This is a genomic window from Nonlabens sp. Hel1_33_55, from assembly GCF_900101765.1.
GTDB lineage: Bacteria > Bacteroidota > Bacteroidia > Flavobacteriales > Flavobacteriaceae > Nonlabens.
Window position 1 is genome coordinate 1,678,947 of record NZ_LT627735.1, and the last position, 14,623, is coordinate 1,693,569.

Genomic DNA, 14,623 nt, shown 5'->3' on the forward strand with positions numbered 1-14,623 from the left:
AAATGTTGCGTGAATATTTAATTAACTTCAACCTTATCATGAGGTAGTAACTCTCGATACCACTTTTCTAATTTTTGATCCTTAAAAAGGAATAAATAAAATTCGTCCTTATTGTAAAAGTCTCGATAAGATAAAACTTCTATTTCGTTGCTGTCTTGAACTCGCTTTTCTGCAATAGTATAATCATTCCCTAATATCTGCGTCACTTGTTCTTTGGACATACCTAATTCAAGTTTATTCATTTTTGCACTTGTCATATTTACTATTTGGCATGACACAAAGGAATGTAGAAACAATATTACAAAAGCGGAACGGACATAAAATTTGAGATTTTTCATAGTATGGTTGATTTAGAAAGTATATCCTATACTCGATGATCTTTATTTCCACCTGTTAAGTAGAAAAACGTATCCTGCATAAGACTCATTGACTTTTCACAAACAATTATCTTGCCCAAAGTTTAATTAAGTTGACAAAGCTGAATTCTATATCAAATTTGAATTGAAAGGTACACAACTGCAATACTAATTATTACAAGTTCATTTCACGCTCTCGATTTAGTAAATAGTTTTGCCACTGTACTACATTGGGCAAAGTAATAGGATAGTTTATAGTTGGATTAGACCACTCGTCTAATACTTCACCAACTTTGTGACCTTCTTTGTCTTCCATATCCCAATCAAAATAATCTGAACCGATCACCATAAATGAAATGGTCATCATGTGATGGAGTTTTAAATTCCCGTTTAAAACGTCATCGCAAATAGTTAGTAAATGTTTGGGTGTGATTATAAATTCACCTTCCTGAATCATTTCAACGTCCTTCCAGTATGCTAATTTTTTATCGCTTTTAGCTTTATCTACTTTCACTAATTCTGTTGCAGGAATTAGCCCTAATAAATAATCTCTGATCTTAGGTTCTGTCATTTTTTTCAAATACTCTCCACCACATCACTAAGATCCTTCCTTGACTTTGGATTCTTGCTGGGTTGGTTTTTGTCCTCTGGATCTCTGTAGCCTATGGCTACTGCCATGATGGTGGCGTAATCTGTTTGATTTAAGATCTTGTCGTAGTTTTCTGGTTCTACACCTTCCATGGGTGTGGAATCGATGCCCATTTGCGCGCATGCGCTTAGCAAAATTCCCAATGCTAGATAGACTTGTTTATCAAACCAGGCCTTGACCTGTTCTTCTGTTTGTGGTCTTATGTAGTCGTTAAAATAATCGACCGAGCTTTGCGTCAAGTTTTCGTTGACATGCTTTTCAAACAGTTCGATATTATCAATGCGACTGAAAACAATCAATGTATCACAGTCCAACACCTTGTTGGTATTGTGCCATGAATGTTAGGAGAGTCTTTTTGAGGAGAATTACAACACCAGAAGATATCCAAATCTTTGGACAGGAAACTTGTGGGTTAATTTAAATTAGTAAATGGCTTGTTTTTTACCTCAGTTCCTTGTTGTTAGTAGTGCTTTTCACGTTCTGCTTGATTTTCCGATGTTTCTTATTTAGTTTAAATGTTAGCCTTGGCAAGACATACTCCTTTGCAATTTTTTTGGCGTAGCTTTGGCTATAGGGAATTGCAAATGTGTATGGCTTTAGGCGTTGGCTTTTTCAATTATTTTAATTTCATTTTTAGTCAGATTAAAAATTCCATAAATCAGATAATCAATATCTTTTTCTAATAAGTTCGTTTCTCCGTCAATATTCTGCTCCTTTATGGCTAAAATTTTATGTGATAATGCTTGAATTTTAGAATTAGAATCAGAATCTATAAAGGGCAAATTATCTACCTCATATCCATTTACATTACTGCTTGTACTTCTTGTTTTAAATACAAAGTTTAATAAAGAAGAATTAAACCAGCCTAATAATAATTCTAAATCGTAATTATTTGGTTTTAATAAATAGTTGCAAGAATTTGCTAAAAATATGTTCTCCTTTATATAAGTGCCTTTTAATCTATGCTTTTCGTTGACTCCAGTTAAACCTTGTAATGCAATTCGTTTAGTTTGAGAGTCCGCTATCTTTTTTGAAGAGCCTATGTCGTCGAATATTATTTCATTTATAAATTCGATATCTCCTTGAGAAATTTGACTTTGTTCAGTCTTCATTATGAATCTATCGATTTGAACACCTTTTAATAATAACTTGTCATTATCGTTTTTTGTTAAAGCAGATTTACCAAAAGTCATATCTACTTCTCCGGTTATACAAGGTGAAATCGCGCCAAGTTTAATTACATCTTTAGTTTTATATATTTTAGAAAGTAGATTAAAAGAGGCTGTATCTGTCAAAGGAATTTGAACTAACTCTGGATTCAATTCTACTAATTCTTGAGTTTTGAATTCAGCTCTATTTTCAGAAATTTCTCTATTATAGGACACTCCAATATCAAAACTATTATTTGCTTTAGAGCTAGAAGTTAATAAAATAGCTGTAGACATCTTAACATCTTCAAAAACTCTTCTTTTTGTGCTGTCTCGTTCAGGAAACGCCTCAACCTTTAATAAAGAATGATTATTGAAAATATGCTTCCTTAGTTTAACCGAAGTGGTATCAGTTAAAACACCATAAGGTATAATCATACATTGGTAACCAGTTTTAGAACTAATTTTAATACCAAAGGCATAGAATATTCTCGCTGCATTTATTACTCCACCTGTCGCTTCTGGATATTTATGCTTTAACAATTCTACAGCTAATTTATCCGTAGTTAAGGCTACTTTTTTATTCTGTTTCTTATTGAATAACCCATATGGTGGATTACCAATAACAGCATCAAAGCCAATAAAATTACCATTATCATCTAAAATCTCTGGAAATTCAAAACGCCATTCGAAAGCTTCTTCATAAATCTTATTGTTTTTAATTTCTTCTATTACAGTTTCTAGTTTCTTTGATTCTTTAGTAAGTATTTTAAGTTTTTTATTCCAAGCTGTCTTTTCTTTTTTCGAGATTTCAAACATTTGAGGATGTTCAGTCATCAAAAAGATTTCACTTTTCAATTTGTTTAATCGTTTTACCTTTTTGTCATTTAATGAAATTTGACTTTTAAAGTCACTTTTTATGTCATCAATTAGTTTTTCCATTGCTCGCTTTTGCTCTTTATTCTGAGCATTACGATAAGTATCAACTGCAATTCGATAACTGTCAATAGTCCATTTACTACTTTTTAGAGCTTTTTTAAGGTCAGCCTCTAATTCAAAACGACTTATTAGAGAATTACCACATTTAATGTTTATGTCAATATTTGGTAATGTTTCTAGCTCTCTTTCATTTTTGTAGTAAGCATTTTTAAGTAATTCAATCCAAAGACGTAATCGGCATATTTTTACTGAATTTGGGTTAATATCAACACCAAACAAACATTTTTCAATTATGGTTTGCTTTTCATTGAAGACTGCTTCTTGTATTCTTTGGCTTTCTCTATTTGTAGGATTGTATTCAAATAATTCTCCATCTTCATCAGTTATAATTAATTCATCATTAACTACTTCAAATTGATATTCCTTAAGTCTTTTGCCATCTCTGTCTTGTAAAATTTTAAGGTCATTTTTAATTGCGAGTATTTCATTAAGCGCTGAAACTAAAAAATGACCTGAACCAACTGCTGGGTCGCAAATTTTAAGACTGTTCATTATACTATTTGCTTCTTGGCGGTCTTCAATTTTATCGTATATCGAATCTAGGTCTTTACAATTCCAATTTTTAGTTTCATTAAACTTTTGAATAACTGATTTTCTAATGGTTTCACGACACATATACATTGTAATAAAACCCGGTGTGAAAAAAGAGCCATCTTTGTAACCATTAATCTTCTCGAAAATTAAACCGAGAACCGAGGCATTAATTAAGGATTTATTGTCTTCTTGGATTTCCTCTTTCCCTTCGCTACTAAAATCGTAAGCATTCAGAAATTCAAATAGGTATTCAAGTGTGCTTAAATTTCCTGTTCTTTTTTTTCCATTCTTGTTCTTTAAAACGGTAGAGGGATAAATTGGAATTGTTTTGTCATCACTTAAATTGCTAATAAATAATGTTCCGTGTTCAATTCCAGTTGGTTCAAAAAGCGAGCTATTTAAATAAGGTACCTTTCCGAAAATTTCTAATACATCTTCATTTCTTTCTGATTGTTGTTTTGCTAGTACTTGAAAGAAAAGGCTGTTTAAATCATCGTAATTTTGTATTTTTTTAATATTTAAAAATTCATAAGATTTGTCTCCTTTATGATATGTTTTTAATTGAGCTTCTAAAAGTTTAAGAAATAAAATTCTGTTAATCCAAGTTATGTTTAATTCGAGTCCAACATTAAATAAGCGTTCCTCTTGGTTTGTTCCGAAATGACTAGGGTTGTCAAGTCTATTTATCTTATCTAAACTATCAAGTTGAATTATTGCATTTTCAAGAAATGTACCAGTATTTCTTTCACCTTTTTTCTTACGGTCTATTAATTTTTTGCTTCCTTTTCTGGTTTCCGCAAGTCCAATAATATGTAATAACTCTCCATAAAATTTTATATCAAGAGAATTACTGTCATTTGCAAATGGTAGTTTTAATAAATGTTCTGGGGAAAATAATTTAAAAAGTGAAATAAGTTTATTGTCATCTTTTGGATTATCGTTACGTAATGGTTTTTCGTATTCTCTAATGTCGAAATAAGTAAACTCAATCTCATGCTCTATATTATCTATAAATGGTGCTGCAATTTCATTATAGAAAACATTTGTAGATTTTTTTCCAGCTTCAAAATCTTGAAATTGTTTTACAAATTTATTGTTCCGAGCAAATATTCTTTCGAACAAATGTTCGTCGAAAACGAACCATTCGTTAATATTTGTTACAACTAAATGTTTTATTTCTAAATTTTTATTAGTGATTCTCTCTCTTAAATAGTAGAGCACTAATTCCTGAAATGCCTTAGCATTTAATTTGTTCTTAGATAGCATTTCAGATTTGTTGGTAGGCTTTTTGGCTTCTATTAAAACTCCAACATTACTTTTTGCTTTATTTCCATTATGGATGACTAAATCTGTTTTCCCTTTAGTATTTACAAAATGATTTGGTTCATAGTAAGTCTTTTTAAAGAAATCAATCACTAAATTTTTATGAAATTCTTCCGATTCAACATCATTTGTTCGGTCGAGTAGTTGAATCAAATTCATCTTGAAACTTTCAATTTCCGTTCTGTTCGGTTTTATTTTTAAGAAAGCCTTATTTATCGATTTTCTAGGTTTCAATATTTTTAATTCCATATAATTTATTCTCTCTGTCAGATTTTAAATTTAACTTTTTCTATTTAAAATTTTATAGCGTTGGCAAGAAGCAGCTCTTTTATTTTTTGAGCGTTGGCTTATCGCATTGGCAAAAAATAAATGTGCTGTTTGTGAGGTTAATTTTTTCAGTTCAAATAACCAATTTTAACACGATTTCCGCATTACTTACAACGGTCGAGTATATAAAAAGTAGCGCTGAGAAAGTGCGCTATCAATTCGGTTAAACTCAAGCCTAATTTAAAAATTTGGCGACCTCGAAAAAGTGCCCGAACCTCTTTGTTTACAAATACTCGCGCTATATTTTATATACATTGTTGCCATTAGTTATTTTATCCGAGTGCCTTCCATTCATTATTAATCGAGAAGCTTTCGTCTCTTGCAAAAACATTTTGTCTATCAATCACTATTTGTTCTATCTGGTTCAATTCTTCAAAGGTTGTTTTGACCTCTGGAAATAATTTGATATAATCAAACACAAATATGCTCAACAGAAAAAAGAAGTTGTTTAAATTATAAGTTGTTATGTAAATAAATGGATTTTCTTCTTTATCGAACATATTACCAAATTGAAAAACAGACACATTTGAGGGATGAGCGTATAATGAAAAATAAGTATAAATCGTATCCATTATTCCATCTCTAACTCCAAGTAACGGAACTGTTTCTTGCCAACTAAAAAATTCAACCTTGTTATCTTTAAATTGAATTTTATAGTCCTTTTCTTTTAATTTTGATTGAATTTTATTTTGGTCCTTTTCCTCAAGTCCTTTGTATAAGTCCGTATTTTCAATTTCTTCTTTTAAATTTTCAATTTGTTTTTTTTCATCATCTAACTTTTCCTGGCTTTCAGAATCTTTAATAACTACATTAAAACGTTGTCTATATTTTAATCCAGCAGACGCCCATAAATTGTAAAGTATGATTTTTTCGTCGGTATTTTTCGTGTTGATAAAAACCAAGTTGAACATAGAAATTGTTTCAAAAAGATTTCTTGTATGAGATGCTATAACAGTTGGGTCTATAATTCTGTTTAATTTCCTGCTTTTGTCCTCAGATTGATATTCAAAACCTTTCAATAGTTCTTTCATATGACCTGTTTTAGTGAAAATCATTTGATGAACTAATTTTGCCTCTGATTCAGCACGCGTATTAGAATCGTCAGAATTTTTTCGAATGACTTCAAATAGATATTTCAAATAAATATCTAAAAGGTCAGAACAATCTTCAATATTCTCTAATCTTGTAAGCCGAGTATATTCTTCTCTTAATTGTTCTTGGTTCATCGGTTTGTTAAATTAATGGCAACGGTTATATAAACAAACCTAAAACATTTTCCCTAAAAATAACTTGACAGTCAATATTTTAGAAAATGACGGGTTGATTTTCTTATATATCGAAAATGGATGGTTATGCAAACCTTTTCATTCCTAAACGTTTAATGTCGGCTAATTTCGAAGTCTTTCATCTCGCCAGATTGCAAAATGATTGTCGTTCATTCAGCTTTCGCGAAAGCGAACTAACAACACTCCTACAACTCTGGCCTGTTGTTATTCACTAGGAATACCGAGTTGACAAATAGCAATTTCCCGTTCTCCCAGAAGGCGCGAAACAGTGGGTCGTCCACCATATAGATCACGCTACCAGCGCCTAGACGCTGCTCGCCAAATACCATCGAATTCTTTAATTTGGTTTTGGCCGTGTCGCCTGCAAAACCAGAGACGTTGACCACGTCGTCCGGTATCCAGCCCACGTTGTAACCGCCGTCCAGATAGCTGTAGGAATCGCTGCCCAACTTTAAACTGTAATAGGAATCACCGTAGCCAAAGGCCATAGGGTGCGTCTTGTCCATCGTGATCTTGAAAATACTACCCGTAATCAAATCTGTCGTTCCAGATTCTTCACGGGATGCGTAAGGGATCAACAGGTCTTTTTTCTCGTCCTCACCTGCCGTAGAATCTTTGTCTTTCTCATTGCTGGTCACTCCAAAGCCTTCTTTACCCGCAAATGCGCTCACGGCTCCAGACAAAGCGACTACTTTACCACCGCTGCGTACAAAGGTCTTGACTTTGTCCAGCGTGCTGTCATTGAGCAAACTACCGTAATAACCGTCTGGCATGACCAGCACGTCGAATTGGCTTAAATCGGCACGGCCTAGATCGCCGGTATCGATAGAGGTTACTGGATAGCCCAAGTCTTGCTCAAAGAAATACCAAGTCGCTCCATAACTTAAGGAAGAGGTACGCTCACCGCGCAACAACGCCACGCGTGGCGCACTGATCAACTTCACGTCTGGCGAACCAAAATCTGGCCCTGAGGTGGCGAAAGAACTTAGCGCTGGTTCCAACTCACGTTTAAATTCATTGGCCACCGAATTCACGATCAGACCAAAGTTGTCCATACGCATGTTATCACTTTTGGTAATGATCAAACTACCGCGGTCGTAGGTGGTACCATTGTTGACAAAGGGCTTCTCCGTAAAGCGAACCTTGATGCCGGCCTTTAATAATTTGGCTAGGAATCTGGCGTCCTGCATGCTGTTCCATTTGGCAATGTAACCGGTCGCTGTGTTGTTGGTATTGCCCGTGTTTTTGACTTCCATGGTAGCATTAAGCGATTCCACTTGGGAAGAGCTCGCGACGGCTTCAAGGCCGTAGGCCTTTGGCAAATTCCAGGCGGTAATGTCATAGGTCAGTGGTGTGCTTAATTTAGCATCTGGTTCAAATAATACCTGCACCATTTTTCCTTTCGGCTGGTTGGTATTCACGACCATGGCCATGTCGTATTCCAGCGTTTTCTTCTTCTCTTTATCATAACCTACACCGCTCGCCTTTCCTTTTCCCGTAAAACCATACTGGATCTCGTGACGGTCCAGTAAGTTGGCCAGCGCGATCAGGTTGTCCTGATTTCCCGTCAACACAAAGCTTTTTGTGGTTAGCTCGTTATTGTCAAAGTATTTCTGAAATTCTGTATTCAGTTTTTGAACATTGTTAGAAGCCACCTCAACGGTAGAAAGTCCGGTAGTTTTGTGGTGCGCCACACGGTCTACCAGCGTCAATTCAAAACCTTCATCATTATTGATTCCCAAACCTGCACGACCGTGACCGGCTTGCTCATAGGTCATTCCTATCGCGCCCATGTAGGTAGGATAGGTATCGCCATAACTAGGATACAATAAATCAAAGCGTTCTTTGGTGAAATACAACCAGCCTTCATTGTCAAAATATTTAGCGTGATTCTTCCCTATTTGGTTTTGGAAATCGCGTTGGAAATCGGTGATGACTTCGTGAAATGGTTCTGCTGCAGGAGCGAAATAGTACGGCTCATTAATGCCTTGCTCGTGGAAATCCACGTGTATCTGCGGCATCCACTGATTGTACACTTTCAAACGCTGCTGGGATTCAACTTGCGTTGCCCAAGCCCAATCGCGGTTCAGGTCAAACAAGTAATGGTTAGGACGACCACCAGGCCATGGTTCGTTGTGCTCTGCTGCAATTTGTAAAGGATCGTAAGGTTTGCTGGCTACCTGATTGTACCAGTTCGCATACCTGTCGCGACCGTCTGGATTCACACAAGGATCGATGATGATGACCGTATTATCCAGCCAGTCTTTTTTAGTAGTAATCAATTCATACAGCGTCACCATAGAAGCCTCCGTACTGCTGGCCTCGTTACCGTGCACGTTGTAGGACAGCCATACAATGGCTTTGTCAGACGTTGCATCACCTTCTATAATTCCCGTTTGAGCCAAATTATTTTTTCTGATTTGCTCGATGTTGTTTTGGTTGGCAGGACTGGTCACGATCGCATACGTCAGCGGTCGGCGTTCGTTCGTCTTCCCGTATTCCTGATAGGTCACCATATCGCTATTTGCCGCGACGTGTTCAAAGTACCGCACCACATCAGCATGGCGGGAGAACTCGGTTCCTATTTCATAGCCTAGGAAATCGGCTGGAGATTGTAGTTGTGCCTGCACAGCCAAAGCAGCCAGCAAGAAAAAGCTTAAAATAACAGATTTGCGCATGAATCAAATTTTGAATTGCTAAGCTACTTAATAAACGGGAATACCTTTTTGGAAAATAGCCATGGGTTATTCACGAGTTATTTAGTTTTTGGATGATTTCGCTTTCGCGAAAGCAGAATATGATGAGCTTGTTGCAAGAAAACAGCTCGTTCTCGACACTTCGACAAGCTCAGCGCGGCGCTGCTGCTCGAACCGGCTTGCATTTGATACTTTACACTGAACCTTGTAAACCAGTATCGAGCGGCAGTCGAGATATGGTTTGAACACAATGACATTCTCTTAGATAAATCGCTCGTTCTCGACTGCCGCTCGAACCGGCTAGTATTTTCTATGCTACGATCCCAGTAAACCAGTGTCGAGCGGCAGTCGAGATATGGTTTTTGTTACCATCTTCATAACATGTTCAATAGCTTCCACATATACATCCTAGAATGCGCTGATGGAAAACTATACACCGGAATCACCAGCAATCTTGAACGTAGATTATTAGAGCATCAAACAGGTTACCGAGAAACAGCCTATACATTCAGCCGCAGACCGGTCAAGTTAGTATTTCAAGAAGCTATCGGTGATTTGTTCCAAGCCTTACACTACGAAAAACGAATCAAAAAATGGTCTGCCAGTAAAAAGCGCGCGCTGATCAACGGTGATTTTGATCGACTAAAGTTATTAGCATTATGCCAGAATGATTCTAGTAGCGCTTTTGTTTCTTCAGATTATGTTCCTAAAAAACTTCGTGGTAGATAATCCGCTCGTTCTCGACACATCGACAAGCTCAGTGCGGCGCTGCCGCTCGAACCGGCTTGCATTTTTCAACTTACAATCTCTACAAACCAGTATCGAGCGGCAGTCGAGATATGGTTCTTGCACAATGACATTCCCACAATGAATCCGCTCGTTCTCGACTGTCGTTCGAACCGGCTAATGTATTCCATGTTACAATCCTTGTAAACCAGTATAGAAACACATTGATATTGTTATCAAGATGCTTGTAATCCAATATCTAGCGGCAGCCTGCCTGCAGCAGGCAGGTCGAGATATGGTTTGAGTTCAATACTATTCACTAATACAACCGTTACTATCTTTGCGTTATGGCACAAAAAATAGGACTTGCACTTGCTGGTGGTGGTGCGCGGGCATCTGCTCATATTGGTGTACTGCAGGCATTGAACGAACATGATATTTTTCCTGACGAAATCTCGGGTGCCAGTGCTGGTGCGATGATAGGCGCTTTGTATTGTCACGGCTATTCTCCGTTAGAAATTCTAGAGCTTTCCATGCAAGAAGAATTTGTACGCATCTTCAAATTCCAACTCTTGACAAGAGAATGGAACCGTCTATCGATGCTTAAAAGACTGCTCCAAAAACATCTTCCCGAAAATAGTTTTGAGGCCATGAAGATTCCGTTACATGTTTGCGTGACCAACCTCAACAAAGGTGTCAGCGAATACTTGAAGGATGGCGATTTGACTACCAGCATCATCGCATCGTGTGCCGTACCGGTGATCTTTAAACCGGTTATTTTTAATAACACCACTTATGTGGATGGTGGCGTTCTCAATAACTTGCCAGTAGAGCCATTAATGAATCGCGGCATGAAAACTATGGGCGTAAGTATTTGTCCACATGAAGAACTAGAAACGATTAAGGGAATTCGCGAGATCAGCGAGCGTGTCTTTCAGCTTAATGTGTGGAGTAATACAGAACATCGCCTGCGGCAATGTGATGTAGCTCTTGAAGTAGAAGACTCATTTACCTACGGTATGTTTGATGTGAAAAAATCTGAGGAGTTATTCAAGATAGGCTACGATTGTGCGATGAAGCAAATGCCACAAATTATCGAGGGACTTTCCTAAGTCGTGTAAAACCCTACAAACTTTAAAGCATTCCTCAACAGCATCTGCTATTTAAAAAACTAGCTATAAGTAATTTACATCGCAGTAATAGCAATTGATTTTCGTTTTATAGAGCGCTTTTTTGAACCTATCTTTGTACAAACAAGTAACCTATGAGGATCTGTCTTTTCCTACTATTTATATTTTTTGCTGCGAGTTTGCAAGCACAACAAAACTTTACCGTAGATCGTGGCGATACTAATCTGTGGCAGGATTTCACCTATGATATGGGAAATGTCTTTCAAGGTGTGGGATTTGCCTATAGCAGGCCGCTGTATTGGGATGGTGGTGATGCTTTGATTGCTGGTGGCGTTGCTGCGACGACCTTTGGAATTTTTCTTATTGATGATGATATTAATAGAGAGTTTTTGAGCCATAGAGATCAGGTGCCACCTTTATTGTTGGATTATGGGAACTATGCAGGCGCACCCCAAAACAACTACGGACTTACCGGCGCGATTTATCTCACTGGCTTATTCACACGCAATGAGAAATTGAGACGTACGGGTGTACTGCTCATATCATCTGCCACGGCGACTGGATTTTTCCAACAGTTAACTAAATCGGCTACGGGTCGTGCGAGACCTGGCGGTAATTTTGGAAAGAACCATTTCAAGCCATTTGGTGGTGAGTCCGTTTATAGATCCTTTCCATCGGGTCATGCGGTATTGACTTTTACTAATGCTCATGTTATTGCAAAGCAGTTTGACAATGCATGGGTCAAGGCAGGTATTTACACCATAGGAGCGATTCCTGGATTGTCTCGCATTTATGACAATCAACATTGGGCCAGCGATGTTTTCTTGAGTTGGGCCTTAAGTTACTTTATGGTAGAGGCGATTGATCTCTATTTGGATCGCAAGTACGAGCAGAAATACAATGACGATCGCGTTGGAAAACCTTCGCTTGATCTCAATTTCTCACTCACTAGTGTAGGTGTGAGTTACAGTTTCTAACTATTTCTTTTTGAGAGTTGATATAGTTACGCTTTCCTGTCTGCCGACAGGCAGGCGCGAAAGCGTACTCCTTTTCAATTTTAAATGCGTGCGAAAAGCTATTTTGCGGCCACAATCACCACTGACAATAAATCACCCAATTATGGAATTCAACCTCACCGAAGTTATCGGTTATCTGGCCAGTCTTTTTGTACTGCTTTCTTTTTTCAACAAAGACCTGCGCAAATTGCGCATCGTGAATTCCGTGGGTTGTGGTTTGTTCGTAGTGTATGGTATTTTGCTGGGCAGTATTCCTATTATTCTCACTAATGTGGCTATCTTGATGGTAAATGCATATTACCTATTTATAAAGAAAGAGAATATAAGACCCGAAGAAGAACTAGAAAACTAGAACAGCCCAACTTCTAGGCTTTACAGGCACTGCAAGGCTTTGCCGTGTAAATGTCGGGTTTAAATACAGTAAAATATTTCATGAAAGCCCTGTTTCATCCATAACATTGTCTCAACCAAATGAAACAGATCATGAAACAACCACAACTGGGCGACTACATCGCCAACCTGCGAAAAGAGCAAGGACTCACCCAAGAAGAATTGGTAGAATTGTGCAACATCAATGTACGCACCATCCAGCGTATTGAAGCTGGCGATGTCACACCGCGCAATTATACGATCAAGAATATTTTACAAGCTTTGGGAAGTTCTTATGACGAAATCACTCAAGAACTTCACGAGAAACCTAAAGCTGAACAAGCTCCAGAAAACATGTTGAAGAATCCTAAAAATGGTTTGTGGATCGCGATAGCTGGAATGGCCTACGTACTTACCTCGCTTCCATTAACAATGATTGATTTGTCACTCAACTTTTTTGATCATGCTTTGGTGACATCCAATAACCGATTTTTCATAGCAGTGCTTTATTGCATACTAGCAATTCTCTTTTACCTAGGGTTTTCCTTCAACTTGAAATTTAAATCACCACTATTGAAAATATCTGCTATCGTATATCTAATTGCACTCCTGTTTGCTGAGATTTTATTCATGGACATGTACAATTCTAGCGTCAATGCCTCTTTTGATGCCTTTAACATAGGAATGAGCATTGTAATATCTATTCTATTTGCTATTGCCATCGGCTTATTAAGCATACCATTTATTCAAAATAGAGGTCGCTTCTCGCGCCCGTATAAATATTTAGGGTATCTATTAATTATAGCAGCAGCTTTTAACCTAACTGTACTGCTATTTCCTATCGGAAGTTTGCTCGTTACCCTATTTGAGGTAATGATTGTAATTTATTTTATCCAGAACCACAAAGCTTTTGCGAAAGCTAAGAACCCAGACTAGCTGAATCTTTTCAAATTCTCCACCTGCATTTCAATGGCGGTTTTGAATTCGCTTTTGAGCCTATCGATAAGCTCGTGAGCAGGAACAGTATCTTTTATGGTGGCGACACCTTGACCAGCACTCCAGATGGTTTTCCAAGCTTTAGCCTCGGTATCCATTTCTTTACCAAAATCGATCTTCCCTGTAGCTTTCAATTGTTCCTCAGTGATTCCTGCGGCATGTAAGCTTGCTCCTAAGAAGTTGGCACTTACTCCAGAAATTGCTGCCGTATACACCACGTCAGATGATCCAGCCTCGATGATCATCTGGCGATATTCATCGGTAGCTTTAGATTCGTTTGTATTGATGAATCGGGTGCCCATGTAGGCCAGGTCGGCTCCCATTTGAAGCGCACTGGCTACATCCTGACCAGAACTCATCGCTCCAGAAAGCATAATCACGCCATCAAAAAAGGAGCGTACTTCACGTATAAACGGCATAGGGTTCAACGTTCCTGCATGACCACCAGCACCAGCACAGACAAGTATCAATCCGTCAACGCCAGCTTCTTGAGCTTTCTCGGCATGTCGTTTTTTGATGACATCATGAAAAACGAGACCGCCATAACTATGTACTGCATTCACCACATCCTTGACCGCTCCTAGCGAGGTGATAATCAAAGGAACCTTATGCTTCATGCAAACCTTCAAATCTGCCTCCAATCGCGGATTGCTTCCATGAACAATCAGATTCACTCCATAGGGCGCTGCTTTCTTACCGGTTTCTTCTTCCCACTTTTTGAGCTCGGTTTCTATTTGGAAAAGCCATTCTTCAAAACCTTCTGTAGATCTTTGATTCAATGCTGGAAAAGTTCCGACGATTCCGTTTTTGCAGCATTCAATCACCAGGTCTGGTCCAGAGATTAAAAACATGGGCGCTGCTACTACGGGTAAAGAAAGTCTATCGATTAGGGCTGTTCCTGTCATGGGTGTTTGATTTTTTATAAAGTTACAAGGAAAATTGTTTACTGATTCTGGATTTCGGAGTTAGGATTGGGGATTTTTGATTTTATGAATGTCTAGCCATTTCAATCAACAGCGCTGCGCTGAGCTTGTAGATGTGTCAAGAACGAGCGGTTTTATAGGTAAC

Annotated in this window: 12 protein-coding genes; 5 read left to right on the top strand and 7 right to left on the bottom strand. The window is 37.7% G+C overall.

Features of this window, described 5'->3' with window-relative positions; genetic code table 11:
* Positions 1 to 17: 17 nt before the first annotated feature.
* From BLO34_RS07495 to BLO34_RS07520, 6 genes are all read right to left on the bottom strand, one after another.
* A complete protein-coding gene (locus BLO34_RS07495; protein ID WP_090754098.1) occupies positions 18 to 257 on the bottom strand; it encodes a DUF3192 domain-containing protein in 240 nt (79 codons plus the stop codon).
* Positions 258 to 531: 274 nt separating this feature from the next.
* Positions 532 to 927, bottom strand: coding sequence for a hypothetical protein (locus tag BLO34_RS07500; protein ID WP_090754100.1), 396 nt, complete (start codon positions 925 to 927; stop codon positions 532 to 534).
* 5 nt (positions 928 to 932) lie between these two features.
* On the bottom strand, positions 933 to 1,319 hold the full coding sequence (locus BLO34_RS07505; protein WP_231959424.1) for a nitroreductase family protein: 387 nt from the start codon (positions 1,317 to 1,319) through the stop codon (positions 933 to 935).
* Positions 1,320 to 1,601: 282 nt separating this feature from the next.
* Positions 1,602 to 5,258 (bottom strand): Eco57I restriction-modification methylase domain-containing protein, encoded by a 3,657-nt coding sequence (locus tag BLO34_RS07510; RefSeq protein WP_090754103.1) that lies wholly within the window; start codon positions 5,256 to 5,258, stop codon positions 1,602 to 1,604.
* A gap of 350 nt (positions 5,259 to 5,608) precedes the next feature.
* On the bottom strand, positions 5,609 to 6,562 hold the full coding sequence (locus tag BLO34_RS07515; protein ID WP_090754105.1) for a DUF5677 domain-containing protein: 954 nt from the start codon (positions 6,560 to 6,562) through the stop codon (positions 5,609 to 5,611).
* A 245-nt stretch (positions 6,563 to 6,807) separates the two neighbouring features.
* The gene (locus BLO34_RS07520; RefSeq protein ID WP_090754107.1) at positions 6,808 to 9,300 is read right to left on the bottom strand and encodes a M14 family metallopeptidase; all 2,493 of its coding nucleotides are present in this window, start codon (positions 9,298 to 9,300) and stop codon (positions 6,808 to 6,810) included.
* A 399-nt stretch (positions 9,301 to 9,699) separates the two neighbouring features.
* On the opposite strand from BLO34_RS07520, the gene BLO34_RS07525 reads away from it, so the two are divergent.
* The 5 genes from BLO34_RS07525 (at position 9,700) to BLO34_RS07545 (ending at position 13,495) form a co-directional block, all read left to right on the top strand.
* Positions 9,700 to 10,047: a GIY-YIG nuclease family protein gene (locus tag BLO34_RS07525; RefSeq protein WP_090754110.1), complete on the top strand. Its 348-nt coding sequence runs from the start codon at positions 9,700 to 9,702 to the stop codon at positions 10,045 to 10,047.
* A 344-nt stretch (positions 10,048 to 10,391) separates the two neighbouring features.
* Positions 10,392 to 11,156, top strand: coding sequence for a patatin-like phospholipase family protein (locus BLO34_RS07530; protein ID WP_090754113.1), 765 nt, complete (start codon positions 10,392 to 10,394; stop codon positions 11,154 to 11,156).
* A gap of 152 nt (positions 11,157 to 11,308) precedes the next feature.
* Complete coding sequence (locus BLO34_RS07535) at positions 11,309 to 12,151, top strand: phosphatase PAP2 family protein (protein WP_172823963.1); 843 nt, start codon at positions 11,309 to 11,311, stop codon at positions 12,149 to 12,151.
* A 142-nt stretch (positions 12,152 to 12,293) separates the two neighbouring features.
* A complete protein-coding gene (locus BLO34_RS07540) occupies positions 12,294 to 12,542 on the top strand; it encodes a YgjV family protein (RefSeq protein ID WP_090754115.1) in 249 nt (82 codons plus the stop codon).
* 131 nt (positions 12,543 to 12,673) lie between these two features.
* Positions 12,674 to 13,495: a helix-turn-helix domain-containing protein gene (locus BLO34_RS07545; RefSeq protein ID WP_157686723.1), complete on the top strand. Its 822-nt coding sequence runs from the start codon at positions 12,674 to 12,676 to the stop codon at positions 13,493 to 13,495.
* On the opposite strand, the gene BLO34_RS07550 is transcribed toward BLO34_RS07545, so the two are convergent.
* Entirely contained in the window at positions 13,492 to 14,460 is a 969-nt protein-coding gene (locus BLO34_RS07550) for an NAD(P)H-dependent flavin oxidoreductase (RefSeq protein WP_090754119.1), read from the bottom strand. The genes BLO34_RS07545 and BLO34_RS07550 overlap by 4 nt on opposite strands.
* Positions 14,461 to 14,623 lie beyond the last annotated feature (163 nt).